The sequence below is a fragment of the Nannocystis exedens genome, from assembly GCF_002343915.1.
Classification (GTDB): Bacteria; Myxococcota_A; Polyangia; order Nannocystales; family Nannocystaceae; genus Nannocystis; species Nannocystis exedens.
The window spans coordinates 3,131,062-3,149,146 of the sequence record NZ_NETK01000001.1 but is presented as its reverse complement, the minus strand read 5'-3'; the positions used below and the strand labels follow the sequence as shown (position 1 = coordinate 3,149,146).

General features: G+C 69.4%; 17 protein-coding genes and 1 pseudogene. 11 read left to right on the top strand and 7 right to left on the bottom strand.

What is annotated here, in order from left to right:
* Positions 1 to 49: 49 nt before the first annotated feature.
* The 3 genes from NAEX_RS12295 to NAEX_RS47735 form a co-directional block, all read right to left on the bottom strand.
* Complete coding sequence (locus tag NAEX_RS12295) at positions 50 to 1,537, bottom strand: TolC family protein (protein WP_096327695.1); 1,488 nt, start codon at positions 1,535 to 1,537, stop codon at positions 50 to 52.
* Positions 1,538 to 1,610: 73 nt separating this feature from the next.
* Positions 1,611 to 1,724 carry a hypothetical protein gene (locus NAEX_RS54495; protein WP_256254096.1) on the bottom strand — a complete coding sequence of 38 codons (114 nt, stop codon included), beginning with the start codon at positions 1,722 to 1,724 and terminating at the stop codon, positions 1,611 to 1,613.
* 17 nt (positions 1,725 to 1,741) lie between these two features.
* The gene (locus NAEX_RS47735) at positions 1,742 to 2,059 is read right to left on the bottom strand and encodes an efflux RND transporter permease subunit (RefSeq protein WP_096327694.1); all 318 of its coding nucleotides are present in this window, start codon (positions 2,057 to 2,059) and stop codon (positions 1,742 to 1,744) included.
* 1,665 nt (positions 2,060 to 3,724) lie between these two features.
* On the opposite strand from NAEX_RS47735, the gene NAEX_RS12285 reads away from it, so the two are divergent.
* Positions 3,725 to 4,786 (top strand): class I SAM-dependent methyltransferase, encoded by a 1,062-nt coding sequence (locus tag NAEX_RS12285; RefSeq protein ID WP_096327693.1) that lies wholly within the window; start codon positions 3,725 to 3,727, stop codon positions 4,784 to 4,786.
* Positions 4,787 to 4,987: 201 nt separating this feature from the next.
* Here NAEX_RS12285 and NAEX_RS12280 read toward each other — a convergent pair whose 3' ends face one another.
* Positions 4,988 to 5,395 carry a Fur family transcriptional regulator gene (locus NAEX_RS12280; RefSeq protein WP_245913688.1) on the bottom strand — a complete coding sequence of 136 codons (408 nt, stop codon included), beginning with the start codon at positions 5,393 to 5,395 and terminating at the stop codon, positions 4,988 to 4,990.
* A 190-nt stretch (positions 5,396 to 5,585) separates the two neighbouring features.
* Here NAEX_RS12280 and NAEX_RS12275 point away from each other — a divergent pair, with 190 nt between their 5' ends.
* Complete coding sequence (locus tag NAEX_RS12275; RefSeq protein WP_245913687.1) at positions 5,586 to 6,200, top strand: hypothetical protein; 615 nt, start codon at positions 5,586 to 5,588, stop codon at positions 6,198 to 6,200.
* A 711-nt stretch (positions 6,201 to 6,911) separates the two neighbouring features.
* Here NAEX_RS12275 and NAEX_RS12270 read toward each other — a convergent pair.
* A complete protein-coding gene (locus tag NAEX_RS12270) occupies positions 6,912 to 7,805 on the bottom strand; it encodes a WD40 repeat domain-containing protein (protein WP_170135664.1) in 894 nt (297 codons plus the stop codon).
* Positions 7,806 to 7,933: 128 nt separating this feature from the next.
* The gene (locus tag NAEX_RS12265) at positions 7,934 to 9,283 is read right to left on the bottom strand and encodes a CobW family GTP-binding protein (RefSeq protein ID WP_096327690.1); all 1,350 of its coding nucleotides are present in this window, start codon (positions 9,281 to 9,283) and stop codon (positions 7,934 to 7,936) included.
* A gap of 94 nt (positions 9,284 to 9,377) precedes the next feature.
* On the opposite strand from NAEX_RS12265, the gene NAEX_RS52070 reads away from it, so the two are divergent.
* The 5 genes and pseudogenes from NAEX_RS52070 (at position 9,378) to NAEX_RS12240 (ending at position 13,554) form a co-directional block, all read left to right on the top strand.
* Positions 9,378 to 10,142: a CobW family GTP-binding protein gene (locus NAEX_RS52070; RefSeq protein ID WP_096327689.1), complete on the top strand. Its 765-nt coding sequence runs from the start codon at positions 9,378 to 9,380 to the stop codon at positions 10,140 to 10,142.
* On the top strand, positions 10,139 to 11,353 hold the full coding sequence (locus tag NAEX_RS12255) for a GTP-binding protein (RefSeq protein ID WP_096327688.1): 1,215 nt from the start codon (positions 10,139 to 10,141) through the stop codon (positions 11,351 to 11,353). Before NAEX_RS52070 ends, NAEX_RS12255 begins: the two co-directional genes overlap by 4 nt.
* 3 nt (positions 11,354 to 11,356) lie before the next feature.
* Positions 11,357 to 11,764 (top strand): annotated as a pseudogene (locus tag NAEX_RS54490) (FAD/NAD(P)-binding protein); the annotation flags it as partial.
* Positions 11,765 to 11,777: 13 nt separating this feature from the next.
* Positions 11,778 to 12,527, top strand: coding sequence for an NAD(P)/FAD-dependent oxidoreductase (locus NAEX_RS47725; protein ID WP_143141052.1), 750 nt, complete (start codon positions 11,778 to 11,780; stop codon positions 12,525 to 12,527).
* Between the two features lie 118 nt (positions 12,528 to 12,645).
* Positions 12,646 to 13,554: a hypothetical protein gene (locus tag NAEX_RS12240; RefSeq protein ID WP_096327685.1), complete on the top strand. Its 909-nt coding sequence runs from the start codon at positions 12,646 to 12,648 to the stop codon at positions 13,552 to 13,554.
* A 401-nt stretch (positions 13,555 to 13,955) separates the two neighbouring features.
* Here the strand turns inward: NAEX_RS12240 and NAEX_RS12235 are convergent, their stop codons facing one another.
* The gene (locus tag NAEX_RS12235) at positions 13,956 to 14,240 is read right to left on the bottom strand and encodes a hypothetical protein (RefSeq protein ID WP_170135662.1); all 285 of its coding nucleotides are present in this window, start codon (positions 14,238 to 14,240) and stop codon (positions 13,956 to 13,958) included.
* 587 nt (positions 14,241 to 14,827) lie between these two features.
* Between NAEX_RS12235 and NAEX_RS12230 the strand changes: the two genes are divergently transcribed.
* The 4 genes from NAEX_RS12230 to NAEX_RS12215 all read left to right on the top strand — a co-directional run bounded on the left by NAEX_RS12230 (position 14,828) and on the right by NAEX_RS12215 (position 18,071).
* On the top strand, positions 14,828 to 15,193 hold the full coding sequence (locus NAEX_RS12230) for a hypothetical protein (protein ID WP_100793607.1): 366 nt from the start codon (positions 14,828 to 14,830) through the stop codon (positions 15,191 to 15,193).
* Positions 15,166 to 16,824 carry a hypothetical protein gene (locus tag NAEX_RS12225; protein WP_096327682.1) on the top strand — a complete coding sequence of 553 codons (1,659 nt, stop codon included), beginning with the start codon at positions 15,166 to 15,168 and terminating at the stop codon, positions 16,822 to 16,824. The genes NAEX_RS12230 and NAEX_RS12225 overlap by 28 nt, the downstream gene beginning before the upstream one ends.
* A gap of 106 nt (positions 16,825 to 16,930) precedes the next feature.
* Positions 16,931 to 17,503, top strand: a complete 573-nt coding sequence (locus NAEX_RS54485; RefSeq protein ID WP_096327360.1) for a helix-turn-helix domain-containing protein — start codon at positions 16,931 to 16,933, stop codon at positions 17,501 to 17,503.
* Positions 17,394 to 18,071 (top strand): IS630 family transposase, encoded by a 678-nt coding sequence (locus NAEX_RS12215; RefSeq protein WP_096327681.1) that lies wholly within the window; start codon positions 17,394 to 17,396, stop codon positions 18,069 to 18,071. Before NAEX_RS54485 ends, NAEX_RS12215 begins: the two co-directional genes overlap by 110 nt.
* Positions 18,072 to 18,085 lie beyond the last annotated feature (14 nt).

Below are 18,085 nucleotides of genomic sequence, written 5' to 3'. Positions count from 1 at the left end.
GTGAGAGGAGACGCGAGAGATCGGGGTCCCTCGGTCGCGCCGCGGACCATCAGAACCCCTCCGTGGCCTCGATCCGCCCGGACGCCGCCAGCACGGCGACCTCGGCGAGCATGACGGACTCGATCAGGTCGACGTGCGTCAGCTCGAGCTCGACGCGGGCCTTGATGGCGTCGGCGAGGTCGCGGAACTCGACCTGGCCGCTGCGGAAGGCGTCCTCCGACATCCGGCGCAGCTCGGTGAACTGCGAGGAGACGTCGCGCTCGTAGTCGTCGAGGATCGCCCGTTGATTGCCGAGCCGCCGCACCGCCCGGGCCAGCTCGGCGCGGGCCTCGGCGACGGTCGCGTCCTTGTCGAGCTGGGCCCGCTTGCTGGCGGCGCGGGCGCGGGCCAAAAGACCCTGCCCCCAGTCGAACATCGGGATCGGGACGGTGATGCCGACCGAGGTCGAGGCGCTGAAGTAGTTCTGGATGACGACGGTGCCGGCGGTGATCGACGGCACCGGCCAGGCCTCGCGCTTGGCCATGTCGATGTTGCGGTTGGCGAACGCCTCCTGCCGGCGCGCGAGGTCGATGTCCGGCCGCGCCCGCAAGGCGTCGGGCCAGGTCCGCTCGAAGTCGGGCGCGAGCCCGAGCGGCTTGAACGCGCCGACGGCCTCGGGCTGCCACATCGGGTCGCCGACCAACACGGCGAGCCGGCCGGCGGTGTCGTCGGTCTCGGCGGCGAGCTCGGCCCGGCGGGTCCGCCACGACGAGCGGTCGATGGTGGCCCACACCTGGTCGTACTTGCTCTGCACGCCGGCGCCGCGGCGGGCCTCGACCAGCGTCTGCAGCTGCTCGAGCTCGGCGAGCACGTTGTCGAGCAGGGCGAGCCGGGCCTGGTCGGCCTGCAGCTCGACGAACAGGTTGCGAGCCTCGACCGCGAGGGTCTCGTACTCGTTCTCGACGGTGCCCTTGGCGACCTCGACGCCGGCGTTGGCCGCCTTCATCCGCATTCGCCGCTGGCCGGCGATCAGGATCGGGAAGGTGAGGTTGGCGTAGTAGGTGCCGACGCCGTTCTGGTTGAAGCCGCTGTTGAGGTAGAGGATCGCGAAGTTGAGGATCGGGTTCGGCAACACCCGCGCCGCCCGGGCCTCCGACTCGGCGACCTCGATCTCCGCCTGCGCCGCCTGGTAGCGCGGGCTGCGAGACTTGAGCAGCTCGAACAGCTGCGGCAGCGTGACCTGGTCGGGCGCCGGCCGGTAGCGCTGGACGATCGTCGGCGGCAGCGGGGGAATCTCGCCGGGCGGGGTCGGGGGCGCGGTCTCCGTCTCGACCTGCGTCGGCAGGCGCGGCGGGATCGGGGCCGAGTGCGTCGTCTGCCGCACCGACGGCGGCGGCGCGCTCTTCTGGGGCGGCGTGGTCTTCGGCGGCGTCAGCTTGACCGGCGGGCGCGGCTGCGGCTGCACCGGCGGCACCGGGCCCCGCGGGTTGGGGACCCCGAACGCCTGGAGCTGGATCGCCACGAAGAACGCTGTGAAGGCCGTGAGCGGGGCGTTCAAGGATGTCCTCGAGTCGGGAGCATATCCCCGTCATCCGGGGCGGGGGCCGCTTGTCGTGTGAGAAAGCTGCAGATCACCGGGGGGATGAACAGGGCCACGAACAGGGTGGTGACCATGCCGCCGCGAACGGCTTCTGCGTCTCGCTGCCCATGCCGGTCGAGACGGCCATCGGCATGAGGCCCAGCATCGCCAGCAGCGCGGTCATCAGCAGCGCGCGGAAGCGGGAGGTGGCGTGTCGATGACGGCCCGCAAGGCGCCGACGCCCTCGCCGCGCAGGCGGTCGATGGCGCTGACGACGAGCAAGCCGGCGAGCGACACCTGCCCGAGCAGGGCGATGAAGCTGACGGCGGCGCTGACCGACAGGGCGATGCCGGTGAACCACAAGGCGAAGATCCCGCCGGTCAGCGCGAACGGGACGCACAGCATCACCAGCACGGCGCTGACGCCGGACTGCAAGGCGCCGTAGAGCAGCCCCAGGACGATGAGCAGGGCGATCGGGACGATCACCTTGAGCCGCGCCATGGCCCGGTGAACCGGACGAGCAAGACGATCGTCCGCGCCTCGCTGGGCAAGGGTAAGAAAGGATCGCGGACGACGCCGTCTCCCCAGCGCGGCGCTGAACTACTTAACCAATGCTCGAAGTCGAGGCGGTCGTCACCCGGCCCTGATCGAGGACCGGCACGCCGCTCGCGCCTATACCCTGGCGGGGCCGCAAGCGCTCACGTTCACCGGCGCCGGGCGGCATGGACACCAGAAAAACCTGGCGCGGCGAGGCTCCGCACGATGGGCCCGTACACGAGGGGGGTCTCGAAACCAGCGGCCGCGCGTCGTGCTCGAGATCAGCGCACACTCGCCGGCGATCGAGCGCGACCTCGCGGCCTTGCTGGATTGGCTCCGACGCGAGACCGCCGTCACGGTCGACGACGACGGCGAGCCGAGCCGTTGGTGAGCCGTCGGCGAGGCCGTGGAGACCCTCGCCGGGGTAGAGGCCGGCGACGCCGGGCCCGGGCGCAGCGGCGATGTCGCCGAGGGCTCCGTAGCCGTCGCCGACCACAGCCCAGCATGCCGAAGCACCCGCTTGGCCAGCGAGCCGCCTGCGGCTGGACTTCCGGACTGATGCGGCCGTGTGAGCCGCTCGCCCAGCGCGGGATACGGGCGTGGTCGCGGCGAAGCTGCGCTTGGCGACACCGCTCTGCGCAACGCCTTCAACAAGGACCGCTACGAGGAAGGGCTGACCTTGCGTCTCATGGACCTTCTCGCCGAGCTTACCTACGGTGACATCGATACGCTCTCGCTTGCGCAGAAGAACCCAGTGATTTTGAAAGATACAAGGGCGACTCCCCCGGATAGTGCGCCCAGCTGGGGCTATTGCCTAAGCCGGGCAGTCTCCAGGAGGACCACGCAAAGCGATTGGAATCCCGCGGCCTTGCCGTCGGAAGAAATGTTGTTGGAGACTACGCTCCAAGCCTGGCCGCGCGGGTTCCCACCATGAATGTCAGGGGGCTGCTGGTTTCCACCGAGCTCGGCGACCGCCTTCTCGAGCTCGTAGCCGAGAAAGAGGCCAGCCTCGTGCCGAAGTAGTCTTGTGAGCGTCGAGCCGACCGAGCACCTGGGCGGCCTGGAAGGCTGGGCCGACCGCGATCGCAAGCTCGAGGCAGCCCGCGAGCTCCGCTGCGCCGAGAACCGGACCACCTCAATACACCATCGGCGCGCGCATCGACCACTACAATCCCACCGGCTTCACAGCGCGATCGGCTCCGTCAGCCTCCGCGACAAACTCCTCGGCCACGAGACCCCCTTGTCGAGGGTTCGGTGCAGCGCTCGATCTTGCCTTGGTCGCGGACACAGCGCTGCGCGGGCGAGCAAGACGATCGTCCGCGCCTCTCTGGGCAAGGGTAAGGAGCGGTCGCGGATGACGCCGTTTGCCCGAGGCCCTGGCCTGGCGGCGACGCGATTGTCGTCGTAATTTCCGACATCATGTTGAAAAATAAGCCGATTGGGGAGTTCGTCGCGGGCGATCCCGCAGCTCGGGATGCCAGGAGGTCGCCGAAGCGGCCCTCTCACGTCGCGCCCTCCGCCGCGATCGAGCGGCCGCGGCGATCGCCCTTGTAATTTTTGACATCGTGTCGAAAAATAGGTCCGCGCCTCGATAGCGAGCGACGCGACAACACGAGGAGGAGATAGACGATGAGGCTACAGCTTGTCCCCGACAATGACGCAGAGGCGGCCCTGCTGGCGCGCGGCGAGGTCCCCGAGCCCTTCTACGCGACGTGGATGGGTCTGGCGTGCAGCCACGCCCTGATCGCAGCGGTCGAGCTCGGCCTGTTCGACCGGCTCGCCGAAGGGTCGCGCACGGCGAGCGAGCTGGCGGAGACGGTCAGCCGCGACGTCCACGGGCTGACCGTGTTGCTCGAGGCCCTCGCGGGGTTCGAGGTGCTGGCGCGCGAGGGAGAGCGCTTCGCGCTGACGCCGATGGCGATGCGATGGCTGGTCCAGGGCTCGCCGGCGTGCTTGACCTGGTCGATCTCGCTGGGCGTCGACATCGACCGCCAGCTGGCCCACCTGGTGCCCGCGCTGCGCTCGGGGGTGGAGGGTTTTCACAAGTCCGGCGATGTCGACTGCTGGGCGCGCTATCTGGCGCTGCTGAACGGCAGCGCGGCGTACGGCGCCCTCGCGCTGGTGGAAGCGCTCGAGTTTGCGACGCCGCCCGGGCGCATGCTCGATGTCGCGGGCGGACCGGGGCGCTACAGCGCGGCGCTGTGCGGCAGGTACCCCGAGCTGACGAGCGACATCTACGAGCTGCCGGAGCCGGCGCGCGAGGGTGCGGCGCGGCTGCAGCAGGAGGGGCTGGCAGGCCGCGTCCGCTACCACGTCGGCGACGTCTTCGAGCGGCGCTGGCCGGAGGGTGAGTACGACCTCGTGCTGGTGTCGCATTTCCTGCACTGCCTGCGCGAGCAGCAGGCGCGCGAGGTGGTGCGACGCGCCGCGAAGGCGCTGCGACCCGGCGGGCTTCTGGTGATCCACGACGTGTACTGCCCCGACCCGCAGGAGCCGCTGCGCGCCGACGCGGCGACGTTCTCGCTGGTGTACTACGCGACGACCGGCGGGCGCACCTGGCCGCCGTCGACCTACGCGAGCTGGGCGGCCGCTGCCGGGCTCGCGGAGTTCCGCTGGCGTCGTGTGTCCCTGAGCGGCGTGTTGTGCGAGTCGACGCGTCCGCCGGACGGAGGCCCAGGCGTCGTCGACTGACGCGACGTGTGGAGCGCGCCCGCCCTCCGCTGCTCGCTCGCTTCGACGCGGACTTACACGCGTCGTCGGCTTGCAGGATTGATTGAGCCGCTCCGACGAATCTTCCGCGCACATCCGCGCGTATTAAAGATGCAACGCTCATCCGACGCACACGCCAACGTACTTGCTCGCGCCGAGCCCGGCTTCGACGGTCCACGGGTCTCAGGCGCACCGCATGCACTGACCCTTGAGCAAGATCTCGGAGACGTGGTTCACGACCGACTTGAGGGAACCGGGCGCAGGAGTGAGCTTGACCCGCACCTGTGCGAGGCAGGTGATTTCGCCGCACTCGATGCAGACGAAGTGCGGGTGCTCGCTCTGCGTCTCCGTGTCCTGGCCGCGCAGTTCGAACCGCCACACGTTGTCACCTACGTTTACCCGGCTCACGAGACCCGCGCCCTCGAGGTCGATCAAGTTGCGGTAGATCGTGGCCGCGTCGAACTCGCGATCGGCGAGCGCCTCGACCAGCTCGCCGTGGCTGAGCGGCCTGCGGCGGGTCTGGAAGTGCTGCAGCACGGCCACACGCGGCCCCGTGCAGCGCAAGCCGGCCCCGCGCAGGAGGTCGCGCACAGCGTCCAGGGAGGTAAATTTCGAAGGGGCCATCTTCACGGCAGGTTTCGCGGCGACGACTGGTCGCAGCCGTCGGCATGTGGTTCTGCGACGACGCGCTTGACAGCGCGCGTCGGCCTCGAATAGGGTCGCCCACATGCAAACGTATTGCAAGAAGATTCTCGGCGCGGCGGCGCCCGCCGCGGCCCTCGTGGCGACCCTTGCTGCCGTCGCCTGTGAGGATCACGGCGACGATCACGACCACGATCACGACCACGACCACGAAAACGAGGTGATCTCCCAGGTCGAGCTGACCTTTACGCCGACCGCCGGTGGCGCGCCGCTCGTGTTCAAGTTCGACGATCCGGACGGCGACGGAGGGGCTTCCGGGACGGCCGAGCGCATCGAGCTCGCGTCGGGCGTGGAGTACACGCTTGCCGTGCGCTTCCAGAATTCGCTCGTGGACCCGGCCGAGGATCTCACCGGGGAGATCGAGGCCGAGGCGGAGGACCACTTCGTGTTCGTGGTCGGCGACGTGGCCGGGCCTGCGTCGTCGGCTCCGACCGCGCTCGTCACCCACGCCTACGCGGATGTCGAGTCGGACTACGGCACGAACGCGGTCGGCGAGGATCTGCCGGTCGGGCTCGTCAACACGATCACTGGCAATACCGCCGGTACCGGCAAGTTCCGCGTGATCCTGCGCCACCTCCCCGAGGTGAACGAACAGCCGCAGAAGACCGGCGAGCTGCCCGCGGATCTGGCCGCGGGACGCGACCTCCCGGGCAGCGTCGACGTCGACGTCTCGTTCGTCCTCGTCGTATCTTGAGGCGCGCGCTTGGCCGCGGAACTCGTCGCACTCCTCTTCCACCTGAGCCTCTCCGACCCCGCCGCGCCGCTGCCTGCACCCGAGCAGCCGGCGCCGGCGGCCGGTTGTTCGGTGGCGTGGGTCGCGTCGGTCGTGGAGTCGGGCACCGGCGAGGGCCTGGCGGATGCGCGGCTCGAGCTGCGCGCACCCGGCCGGAGCGCGCCGATCCACGCGCGGACCGACGAGCAGGGCCGGGTCCGCGTCGACGGCCGGTGCTCAGCACGCGCTACCGCGATTACACCAGCCTGCTGCGCTACTCCGCCGACGAGGCGGGCTCTGGCTTTCAGCTCCACTTCGCGGTCGACTTCGACGAGCCTAGTCGCCGGTAATCAACGCGTCGTCACGATCCTCGCCCGAGGAGTCGGAGCCGTCGTCCGCTCCCTCGCTCGAGCTCGAAGAGGCTGGTCCATCGAGCCCGGGCAGCTCTCCGATCGCGCACGGGCCGACGTTGTCGGGATCGAGATCCCGTCCGTAGCGACAACTCTCCCCGCACCAGGGACACCCGATGCCGCCTCCGGTGTGGCACATGCCCGGATCCACTGCCGCGTCGCACTGCGTCGCAGCGACGAGCAGCGCGAGCAGGCACAACCGAAGCGAGAACCGCACGTTCGATCCGTACCAGCCATCACGCCTCTGCGCCAGATGCACGTGCTCGCCAGAGCGCTGGGCCGGCTAGGGCAACCGCCATAGCGCGACCCCGCCGACCGCGTCGGTCGCCAGGAACTCGCGGCCGCCGCCCGTCCATGAGATTACCGAGATGTCGCCCTCGTGCGCGCCGACGCCGACGAGCGGTGCGATGGCGTTCGCGAGGTCCCACGCGCGCACGCTGCCGTTCGCGGCGCCCGAGGCGAGCAGGAGACCGCGTGGCGCGAAGGCGACGGCACCGACGAGGGCGTCGTCGCCGGGAAGCTGGATCGGCTCACTCCCCTCCGGTCCGCGACCGCGAAATTCCCAGACGATCACGTCCGGCTCGCCGCTGGTGGCCAGCATCGACGAGCGCGAGTCCCAGGCAAGCGACTTCACCTTCGATGCGTAGCCGCCCATGCGCGAGTCCTCACCGCTGGCGAGTCGCCAGAGATGGACAGACGCGTCCTGTTCGCCGGAGGCGACGACGCGGCCGTCGGGGCTCCACGCGAGCGAGATCATCGAACCCTTCCACGCGAGCTTGCGGACGACCTTGCCGGTCCGGGCGGTCCAGATCGTGACACCGCCGTAGTGCGACGTAGCGATCCGCTCGCCGGCGCGGTTCCACGCGAGGCCGGTGACGGTGCTCGGGTGCGGCCCGAGGCGGGCGACCGTCGCTCCGCTTGGCCGGACGATTTGCACGATCCGACCCGATGCGATCGCCAGGTACTCGCCGTCCGGGCTCCAGCTCAGGTGCTCGACCCACGCGGCGTCGTCTGCCAGATCGAGGCGCAGCGCGCCGTCGTCGTTCCACACGCGCGCATGGCCGTCCTGCCCGGCGGTCGCCAGCAGCGCGAGGTGGGGGTGCCATGCAAGCGCCAGAACCCCGCCAGCGTGGGCATCTCTGGCCCATCGGACAGCTCCATCGTCTGCGGCGAACACTGTGATCCGGCCTGACGCAGACGCGACGGCAGCGCCGGCCTGGGATAGATCCGCGGCTGTAGCGAAGTCGTCGACCCACGTACGCCAGCGGGCATCGAGCCGCGGGAGCGAGGGGGGACGCGACGCGCTCACCGAACGCATCCCCACAGGCCGGCATGCAGTTCGGCGCGATCGAGGTTGCGGCCGATGAAGACGACCTGGTTGATCCGCGGGTCGTCGACCCACGGCCGGCCGGGCCGGCCGTCGAACAGCATGTGGACCCCGTGGAACACGTAGCGGCAGTCGTCGCCGCCGAGGTCGACGATCCCCTTCATCCGGAAGATGTCGGCGCCCTGCTCGCGCAGCAGCTTGCTGAGCCATGCGTTGATTCGGTCGGGGTCGAGGGAGCCCTCGACGAGGAGGCCGACCGAGGTGATCGCGGCGTCGTGCTCGTGGCCGGGATCGTAAAGCCGGTCGAGGAGCGGCGCGACGGTCCGGCCCTGGCCGTCCCGCAGCGAGAGGTCGAACTCCGCCGGCTGGTGCTCGGTGAACAGCGCGTAGAGGCCCGGCTCCGCCACCCGCAGGCCGAAACGATTGGGGCCGGCGGGCGGCAGCATCAGCTTGTAGAGCCGCCCGCTCGCCTGCAGCTCGTAGCCCGGGAGCACCGACGCGGCCGGCTCGGCGAAGCGCCGGACCGCCTGCTCCTGGGCGGCGGCGAGCGCCTCGGCGTCGGCGCGCGCGACCGGCAGGGCCACGAGCTTCATCGACGCATCGGGGCCGTCGTGCAGCTCGAGCGTGTGCGCGTCCGCGGAGAGCTGGACGATCGCGCCCCACTCGAACGGGTACTCCGGCTCGAGGAACGTCGGCTTGACCTCGAGCGCGCGCGCGAGGTCGAAGCCGCCGACGTTCAGCACCGCGTCGATGTCGACCGCGGCCTGCCGGGCTCGGACGATCCGCGCCATCGCGTTCATCCCGCGGATCCGCTGCTCGAGCCGGTCCAGGTGCTCGGGCTCGACGAGGTCAATCTTGTTGACGATGACGACGTCGGCGAAGGCGATCTGCTGCCGGCACTCGTCGATGTCGTCGAGATGTAGGTGGACGTGATGGGCGTCGACGAGGGTGACGATGCCGTCGAGGCGGACCTGCTCGCGCAGCTCGTCGTCGACGAAGAAGGTCTGGGCGACCGGGCCCGGGTCGGCGAGCCCGGTCGTCTCGACCAGGATGTGGTCGAAGCGGTCGCGCCGCCGCATCAGCCCGTTGATGATCCGGATCAGGTCGCCGCGCACGGTGCAGCAGATGCAGCCGTTGTTCATCTCGAAGATCTCCTCGTCGACCCCGACGACGAGCGCGTGGTCGATGCCGATCTCGCCGAACTCGTTCTCGATCACGGCGATCCTCCGGCCGTGACGCTCGGTGAGGATCCGGTTGAGGAGGGTGGTCTTGCCGGCCCCGAGGAAGCCGGTGAGGACGGTGACCGGGACGCGAGTATCGCTGGGCATGCGCGGTTTCCGCTGTACCACTCATGCAACCAGATTGCAATAATTTTCAGATGTCTCTTGCAATCCTGTTGCAAGAGTGGAAGCATGGTCGCGCATGTCCGACCTTGTCGAGGTCGTCGCGGTTGCCGGTCCCCGTGGGCCGATCCGGGAGCCGCTGCGCGCCCGCCTTCTCGCCGGCGGAGCCGCGGGCGAGGCCGTGGCGCTATGCACCGACGACCCGGCATGGGGCATGGGTTGCGAGTGCTGCGAGCTCCGCGGGGCGCTGCTCGCCGCCGTCACCCGGATCGTCGCGGACCCGGCGGTGCGGCGGCTTCTCATCGACGTCGGCGACGGGACCGAGCTCGGAGAGGTGGTCTCGGTGCTCCGGTCGCCGATGCTGTCGCGCGTCCTCGAGTTCGTCGGCACGGTGGGGCTCGTGCGTGAAGAGGAGCTTTCGCGCGCGAGCGCTGCGCGACCGCTCGTCCGGCTGAGGCGCGCCGGGTTGATCCTCGTCCAGGGCAGGGCTCCGTTCGTCACCCGCGTCCGCGAGGAGTGCCAGGAAGCGCGTGTCTTGCCGATCGACGACAGCCTCGAGGTCGTCGCGCGAGTCTTGTCCGGCGGCAGCTGCGGCGGCGGGCACGAGGTCGTGCGCAGCCGGCCCGTCCGGCTCGCGGGGCTGGAGGCGTGGCTCGACGCCCTGCCCGACGAGGTCGTCCGGGTCGACGGCGACGCGCTCGTCCTCGAATGGCCGTCGCGACGCGCCGTCGTGCGCAAGCTCGGCGGTCGCTCCGAGATCCGCTCGCTCCCGCGCGACGGGCTGGCGGAGACGCGGCTCTGGGCCGTCTCCACGCGGGACGGCGTCGCGCTCAAGGAACTATGACGCAAGAGACGCTCGATCCTCGCCTCCCCGTCACCGTGCTGTCCGGCTTCCTCGGCGCGGGCAAGACGACGCTGTTACGCCACCTCCTGACCAATCGAGAGGGCCTCCGTATCGCGCTCATCGTCAATGACATGAGCGAGATCAACATCGACGCCGAGCTGGTGCGGCAGGGCGACGCACAGCTACGGCGCGTCGACGCCCGCCTGGTCGAGCTGTCGAACGGCTGCATCTGCTGCACGCTGCGTGAGGACCTGCTCGTCGAGATCGCCCGCCTCGCCCGCGAGGGTCGCTTCGATCACCTCGTCGTCGAGTCGACCGGGATCTCCGAGCCGATGCCGGTGGCCGAGACCTTCACGTTCGAGGACGCACAGGGCCAGCGGCTCGACGCCGTCGCGCGCATCGACACCATGGTCACCGTCGTCGACGCGGCCGGCTTCCTCGCCCACTACCGCAGCCCGGACTCGCTCCAGGCGCGCGGGCTCGCCGTGGGTGAGGGCGACGAGCGGTTGCTGGTCGACCTGCTGGTCGAGCAGGTCGAGTTCGCCGACGTGCTCGTCATCAACAAGACCGACCTCGTCGACGCCGAGACCCTCGGCCGGCTGCGCGCGCTGCTGCGCCGCCTCAACCCCGGCGCCGTCGTGATCGCCGCGGAGCGCGGCCGAATCGCGGTGCGCGAGGTCCTCGGCGCGCGACGCTTCGATCCGGAGCGCGCCGCTCGGGCCCGCGGGTGGCTGGCCCAGCCGCGAGAACTGGTCAAGTCCGAGTCGCAGGAGTACGGGATCGGCTCGTTCGTGTACAGCGCCCGCCGGCCGTTCCACCCCCAGCGCCTGTATGAATTCATCACCAATCGCCTGCGCGGCGTGCTGCGCTCCAAGGGCTTCGTGTGGCTGGCGACCCGCGAGGGCTGCGGGCAGTGGTCGCACGCGGGCGTCGCCTGCACGCTCGGCGCGGCGGGCCCCTGGTGGGCGGACCTGCCCGAAGATGCATGGCCGAAAGACCAGGACGAGCGAAACGAGATCGCGTCGGTGTGGGACCCCGACGTCGGCGATCGCCGGCAGGAGCTGGTGTTCATCGGGCAGCGGCTCGACGAGGTCCGCCTGCGGGCGGCGCTCGACAACTGCCTGCTCACCCCGACCGAGTTCGCCGCGGGGCCGATGACCTGGCGACGCTTTCCCGATCCGTTCGGCGCCTGGGACGCGCCGGGGGAGTGACGCATGCTCGACTGGTTGATCGTCGGCGGCGGCGTCCACGGCACCGCGATCTGTGTGCAACTCCTGAAGCGGGGACGGGTGTCGCGCGACCGGATTCGCGTGCTCGATCCGCACGACGAGCCGCTGGCCCGCTGGCACGCCTTCGCCCGCAACACCGGGATGCCGTTCCTGCGCTCGCCGGTGGTGCATCACCTCGACGTCCAGCCGGCGGCGCTGCATTACTTCGCGGAGACCGAGGCGCCGGAGGCCCGGTTCACGCGGCCGTATCGGCGCCCCTCGGTCGAGCTGTTCCGCCGTCACTGCGAGGCCGTGATGGAGCGCAACGACCTGCGCGCGCTGCGGTCGCGCGCGACGGCGCTCCAGGTGCGAGCACGCGAGGGCGGGCTCGCGGTCGAGACCGACGCCGGCGTGCTCACGGCGGCGCGTGCTGCTCGCGCCGGGGGCCGGCGACCAACCGTACTGGCCGAGCTGGGCGCGGGCGATCCGCGGCGAGTGCGGAGGCGTCATCGATCACGTGTTCGATCCCGGGTGGGAGCTCGGGACCTTCGTTCCGTCGGGCCGCACGGTCGTGGTGGGCGGCGGGATCACGGCGGCGCAGGTGGCCCTCGCCCTCGCTCGTCGGCACAGCGGAGCCGTCGCGCTGCTAATGCGTCATGCACCGCGGGTGCATCAGTTCGACAGCGACGTCTGCTGGCTCGGCGAGCAATGCCTGCGGCACTTCCGGCGCACGGACGACATGCGTCATCGCCGGGACATCCTCCGCAGGGTGCGCCACAGGGGTTCGATGCCGCCGGACGTGTACCGGCAGCTCCGCAAGGCGTTGACGCAGGGAACGGTTTGCATGATCGAGGCGGAGGTCGAGCGGGCGACCGCCGATCCGCTGGGACGTGGGATCTTGCTGCACTGCGCCGGACAGCCGCCGATCCCTGCGGACCATGTGCTTCTGGCGACCGGGTTCGATCCGCGGCGCCCCGGCGGTGAGCTCGTCGATCGAGCCGTCGTGGAGCTCGACCTGCCCGTCGCGCCTTGTGGCTACCCGGTCGTCGACGGCCGACTCGAGTGGGGCCGGGGCCTTCACGTCACGGGCCCGCTGGCAGAGCTGGAGATCGGCCCGGTCGCGCGCAACATCATCGGCGCCCGGTACGCGGCGCTGCGACTGGTGGAGGCGCCGTGACGCCCGGCGCATCGAGAGCCGAAGCCGTAACCTCCGTTGCATCCATATCGTGCAAAGTCGCAATTAAACTTGCTCTTGCAATCTTGTTGCAATATTTGTCGAAGGACCAGAGGCACCCATGCGTCGCATCAGGAACGATCTCCGAAGCATCACCGCGTTCATCTTCATCAGCACCCTGGGGCTCGGCGCCGCCTGTGCCAACGACGACGCGGAGCAGGCCTGCGGGGGCAACGGGGAGCTCCACGGGGATCACTGCCACTGCGACCCGGGCTACGTGCTCTCGAAGGACGAGCAGAACTGCTTGCCGGCCGGGACGGGGGGCGCCGACAGCTCCGACGCTGACACCGCCGAACCGACCGGGACGGACACGATGGGGGCGGACACGACGGGGACGGACAGCGCGGGGACGGACGGCGAGGGGACGGACAGCGACGCCGAGGAGGCCCTGATGTTCACGCCGGGGGAGGTCCGCGCCTTCACGGAGGTCGTGGATACGAAGCGGGTATGGGTGCTCGAGGCGATCGAGGACACCCGCGTGCTCAACCTCGAAATCTATGAAGCATTCGGCGGGCCGACGACACCGACGAGCGTCCCGCTGACCGCGGAGGAGACGAATTATGCGACCTGCGGGACCTGCCTGCTTTTCCGCGACGGGTGTGAGACGCACGACGATCATTTCCACTGCGGGCGCACGTGGATGCCCGAGGTCGGCGGGACCATCACGCTGACCGCGCTGGGGACGAGCGCTGGCTCCCTGTTCGCGGGCGAGATCGAAGGCGTGACCCTGAGGGAGGTCACGATCGCCGAGGATTTCACCACGACGCCGGTCCCCGGGGGCGAGACGATCGTGCTGGAGACGTGGAGCTTCGAGGCCACGCTCGCCTCGGAGGGCAGCGGCGAGGCCGAGTGCGGGGGGCACGGGCACGAGCACGACGGCCACTGCCACTGCGACCCCGGCTACATGCCGGATCCGCAAGATCCGCTCCATTGCATCCCCGTGTGTTGTCGCCGGTCAGGATCCGCGTGAATCCGCCGGCGAGATGCGCGTTCTCGGGACGAAATGGCCGTCAATGCCTGAATTCGGCCTGGATAACCCCGACCGTTGCCCTTGAGTGACGCATCAGGGTTACAGGTGTTCAGCAGACGGAACACCTGATTTCGGGGAGAGGCCATTGGTGCCACTGGCCGGAGCGCGCAGGAGGGGTCAAGGGCGGCCGTAGGCCGGCGACCGAAGGGAGCGCACCCTTGACCCCTCCGAGCACTCCGGCACGCTGGCGGGCCGCCTACGCGTTCGCGCATCTCACCGGTCGAATTCCGTCGGCGGATTCACGCGGATCCTGACCGGCGACAACACCCGTGTGATCGCTTCGAGCAGGCGCAGCCTGGGCGCGATTGTTCAGGCCGCTTTGCTCCCCGTCCGATTCGTCGTCAAGGGACCGCTCCACGCGAAGCGGGCTTGACCGCGCCGAGACGGAGCTCGGCAGGGTCCCCCGTGCATTGCAGGTGCGCGGTGCCGAGGACGAGGTCGCAGCTCGCAGCGCGAGTGAGACGAAACGTGACCGCGAGCAGCCGGGTCGGGCCACTCCCCGGCTCGAGCGAGATCTCGAGCCCCGCTCCCGTCAGCACGTCACCCGCGCCCCGGGCTTCATGGCCGAACGCGAGCAGGCCGTCGACGATGGTCTGGCGCGCAGCGGGATCGACGCCCAGGCGCACGCCGACGATGTCCGCGAGCAAGCGATCGCGGCGGAACCTGGGCCGCAAGAAGTCGCTGCGGGCGATGGCTCCCGGGTCGGTCCCCTGCGGATCGAGCCAGTGGGCGACGATGGAGAAACATCTTCGGCGTCGGCCTCGGCGACGCGTCGAGCGACGAACGGACGGAGCTTGCGCTCGAGCTCGCGCCACGCGCCGCGCATCTCCATCGTGATCATGTCGAGCGACCTCCCACGGGCGTCACGGTGATTGGGATGCCGCCAAAGCTCCGGGGGACCCAGCCCAAGATCTGCACCTCGTCACTGCCTCGACGTCGTCGTCCACCGCGCGCCAAAGAAACCTGCCCGCGCCCCCGGCCGTCCGCGCGTGTCCCCTGCGACAGTCCCGACTGTCTCATGTGGCACCCGGGCGGCGACGCAGCGCATGATCTGGAGAAACGGCCGCTCCGCGCCGCCGCGCGTGGGAGCGGCCCGACCGACTGCACGGCACGAGACTTGCTGGCGTGACGATGCTAGCGAAGACGGCCACCTGCCCATGCACCGCGCCGTCCACGTCCGTGTGCGCTCCCATCCTCGGGAGCTTCGCCCTCGATGGAACAGGAGATGAACACTATGCAATCGAACCGCACCCCGACCCACCTTCGGATGCTCCGTCTGGCGAGCGCGGCTTGCCTCTCGCTCGCCGGCTGCCTGGACGACGCGCCGCCGCGCGACGACGCGGAGCAGGAATTCGCAGAACAACCGCAGCCCGACGAAGCCAACGCGCGGAGCGAGAGCAGCGCGCCGCCCGGGGGCCTCGTCGTTCGCATCGAGCCCGGCTGCGCGGTGGACGAGTGCTCGCTCGCCGCGCTGAGCGTGACGGTCGAGAGTTCCGCGACGACGACGCGCAGATCTCGGTGTCTCTGTCGGGGCGCGGCCTCGACGGCCGCGTGGCCAGCCGACGGATCGACGGCCTGAGAGACGGCAAGTTCACGCTGGCGGCGAGATCGAGCCGGACGTTCCGGGTCGCCGCCGCGGACATGCCGATCCAGAGCGTCGGTACCCTCTCGAGCCTATACGCCTCGGCGGCCGTCGAGGGTCCCGACGGGACGATCACCTCGGTGTCCCCGCCGGTGTACGCCGAACACGAGGCGACCTACGACGTCGTGAAGACGTACTCGCCGACGGCGGCCAGCGCCCGCGCCGCGAAGATACCCGCCGACGAGCTCATGGCGCTGCGCGGGCGGGTCTTCGACGGCCAGGCTCTCGTCGACCTGCAGGAGCTGCCGCCGCAAGGCGGCGACGGCTTCCGCCTCGGCGGCGGCGCAACGATCCTGGACCCGGTCGATCCCGCGCGCTCGCTCCGCGCTCCCGACCTGCCGTCCGAGACGAGCCCACGCTCGGGCCCCTATTCGGTGAAGGTCTGCTTCACGCTCAACGCCATCTACCAGGACGCGGGGTTCGGCGAGGACGTCGACGCGCTGCCGCCGGGGCCGGATGACTACCCCGCCACCCAGCCCGTGCCGGCCTCGTATTTGTACGCCACCCTGAAGCAGGATCAGACCGCGCTGTGGAGCGGCTGGCTCGATGCGTCTGGATGCGCCCCGACCAAGCTGCTCCAGTCCGGTACCTACTCGCTTGTGGTGCAGAGCCGCCTGTCGCGGGACATCGGCGCCGACGCGCCCGCCATGCATGAGGTGATGCTGCACAGCGGCGAAGGCGACTACCTCGTCGGGTGGGCGCGGACCTTCCTCGTGTTCGGGAGCGGCACGCTGCACCTGACGCCCACCACGTGGGACCACGCGATGAACGTCGCGGCGGTCAACGCCCGCATCTTCTCGCAGACCGAACACCTCCTCGACGGCGTCACGAACACGATTTACGTCAACAAGGGCTGCGACTCGCTCGCTCCGACCGATTCATGCGCGGCGCCCGCGGCGCACGAGGTGTACCTCGGCACCTACAGCGACACCCAGCCCTCCGACGCGATGTCCAAGTTCGTCGTTGCCCAGGAGCACGGCCACCTCCTCGAGTGGAAGGGCTACAGCCCGCTCGGGGACGAGTACGACGGCGGAGACGATCCCGCGGAGCCGCTCTGCCGGTGCGATCACGTGACGACCTCGAACCAGACCCATTGCATGCAGTCTCGGGAGCTGTACGGCGCGGGATACAAGGAGGGATTCGCCCACTTCTTCGCCGCCCGGCTCTACAACGAACGCGACGGGGTTGGCTGCACGTTCGTATATTACAAGCAGTTCGCGACGGAGTCCCTCGGCGTGATCCAGCCGCCGCTGGCCCTGAACTGCGGCTTCGCCTACGGCTACCGCGATCATCAATGCACGCCGCCGGCCACGGGCGGAGACGCCACCGCCGTCGAGCTCGACTTCATGCGCTTCCTGTGGAACCTCCACAGCTCGGGCCAGGACCGGCTGTCGCTCACCGAGATGATCGACATCTTCGTATACGCCAAGTCGGCGATCGGGATCCCGGTCTTCACGTGGGACAGCATCGTCAACAGTGCCACCATGAAGCTGGGAGCCGGGGCCAAGCTCACGAACCTCATCACCCTTGGGAGCTTGCACGGGGTCGACGACGACTACGGCCTGTAGCGCAGCGAGCCGCGGCCGCCGGCAACCTAGTGCTCCGACCGTAGCGTAGCGATCAAAAACCTTGCGCGAATTTGCGCTCTGTCCGAGATTCTGATCTACGGGTGCCATGAGGCGGAAGAAGCCACGACCCCGGTTCCCCGGACTCAAGCTCAAGGACGAGGATCGAGAGCTCCTGCGGCGAAAGGCCCGGGAGCGGCAAACGGAGCGGACCTGGAAGCGAATACGCATGCTGCAGATGTTGGACGAGGGGAAGTCGCTGGCGGCGACGGCGGCAGCGGTTGGATCGGCGGTCCCATCCGTTCGGCGGGTTGGAGAGCGGTATCTCGCCGCGGGCGTCGAAGTCGCGCTCAAGGACGCGAAGCGGCCGATCCCGCCGCGGAAGCTCGACGCTCGGCAAGAAGCGGCGATCGTCGCCATGGTCTGCGGGCCACCTCCCGAAGGACGCGCTCGGTGGACAATCATGCTCATCGTCGAGGAGTGCATGAAACGCAAGCTCGTCGAGCAAGTCGGCCGGGAGACGATCCGGGTGTTGTTGAAGAACCACGCGCTCAAGCCGTGGCGGGAAAAAAATGTGGTGCGTTCCCCAGATCGACGAGGAGTACGTCGCACGGATGGACGACGTCCTCGACACCCTGGCGCAACCAGCCGACGCGTCGGAGCCGGTCGTCGCCCTGGATGAACGACCGGTCGTACTTCGAGACCCCGCTCGACCTGGCCGGCCAGCCTCACCTGGCCGCATGGCTCGCCAGGACTATGAATACGTGCGGCGCGGAACCGCAAATGTCTTCTGCATCGTCGAGCCCAAGGCAGGACGCCACCTGACCTACGCGACGCCCAACCGCACGGCGAAGCAGTTCGCTCGGGCTCTCCGCAAGATAGCCCAACGATATCGTTCGGCGCGGACGATTCACCTCGTCATGGACAACCTCAATACCCACCGCCAGAACTCGTTGTGCATGGCCTTCGGCGATGATGCGGGGCGCGAGCTATGGAGCCGCTTTACCGTGCACTATACTCCCAAGCACGGGAGTTGGCTCAACCCTGCTGAGAACGAGGCGAGCTTATGGTCACGTGAATGCCTTGGACGTCTCCGGATCGGCTCTCTCACCGAACTGCGCCGTCGCACGTCCTTGTGGAACAAGGACGCCCACCGGCGCCGGCGGAAGATCACTTGGCGGTTCACCAAGGAGCAAGCCCGAGCGATGTTCAAACTCGACCAGATCACTACGTCGCGGTCGGAGCACTAAATTTGATCCAGACT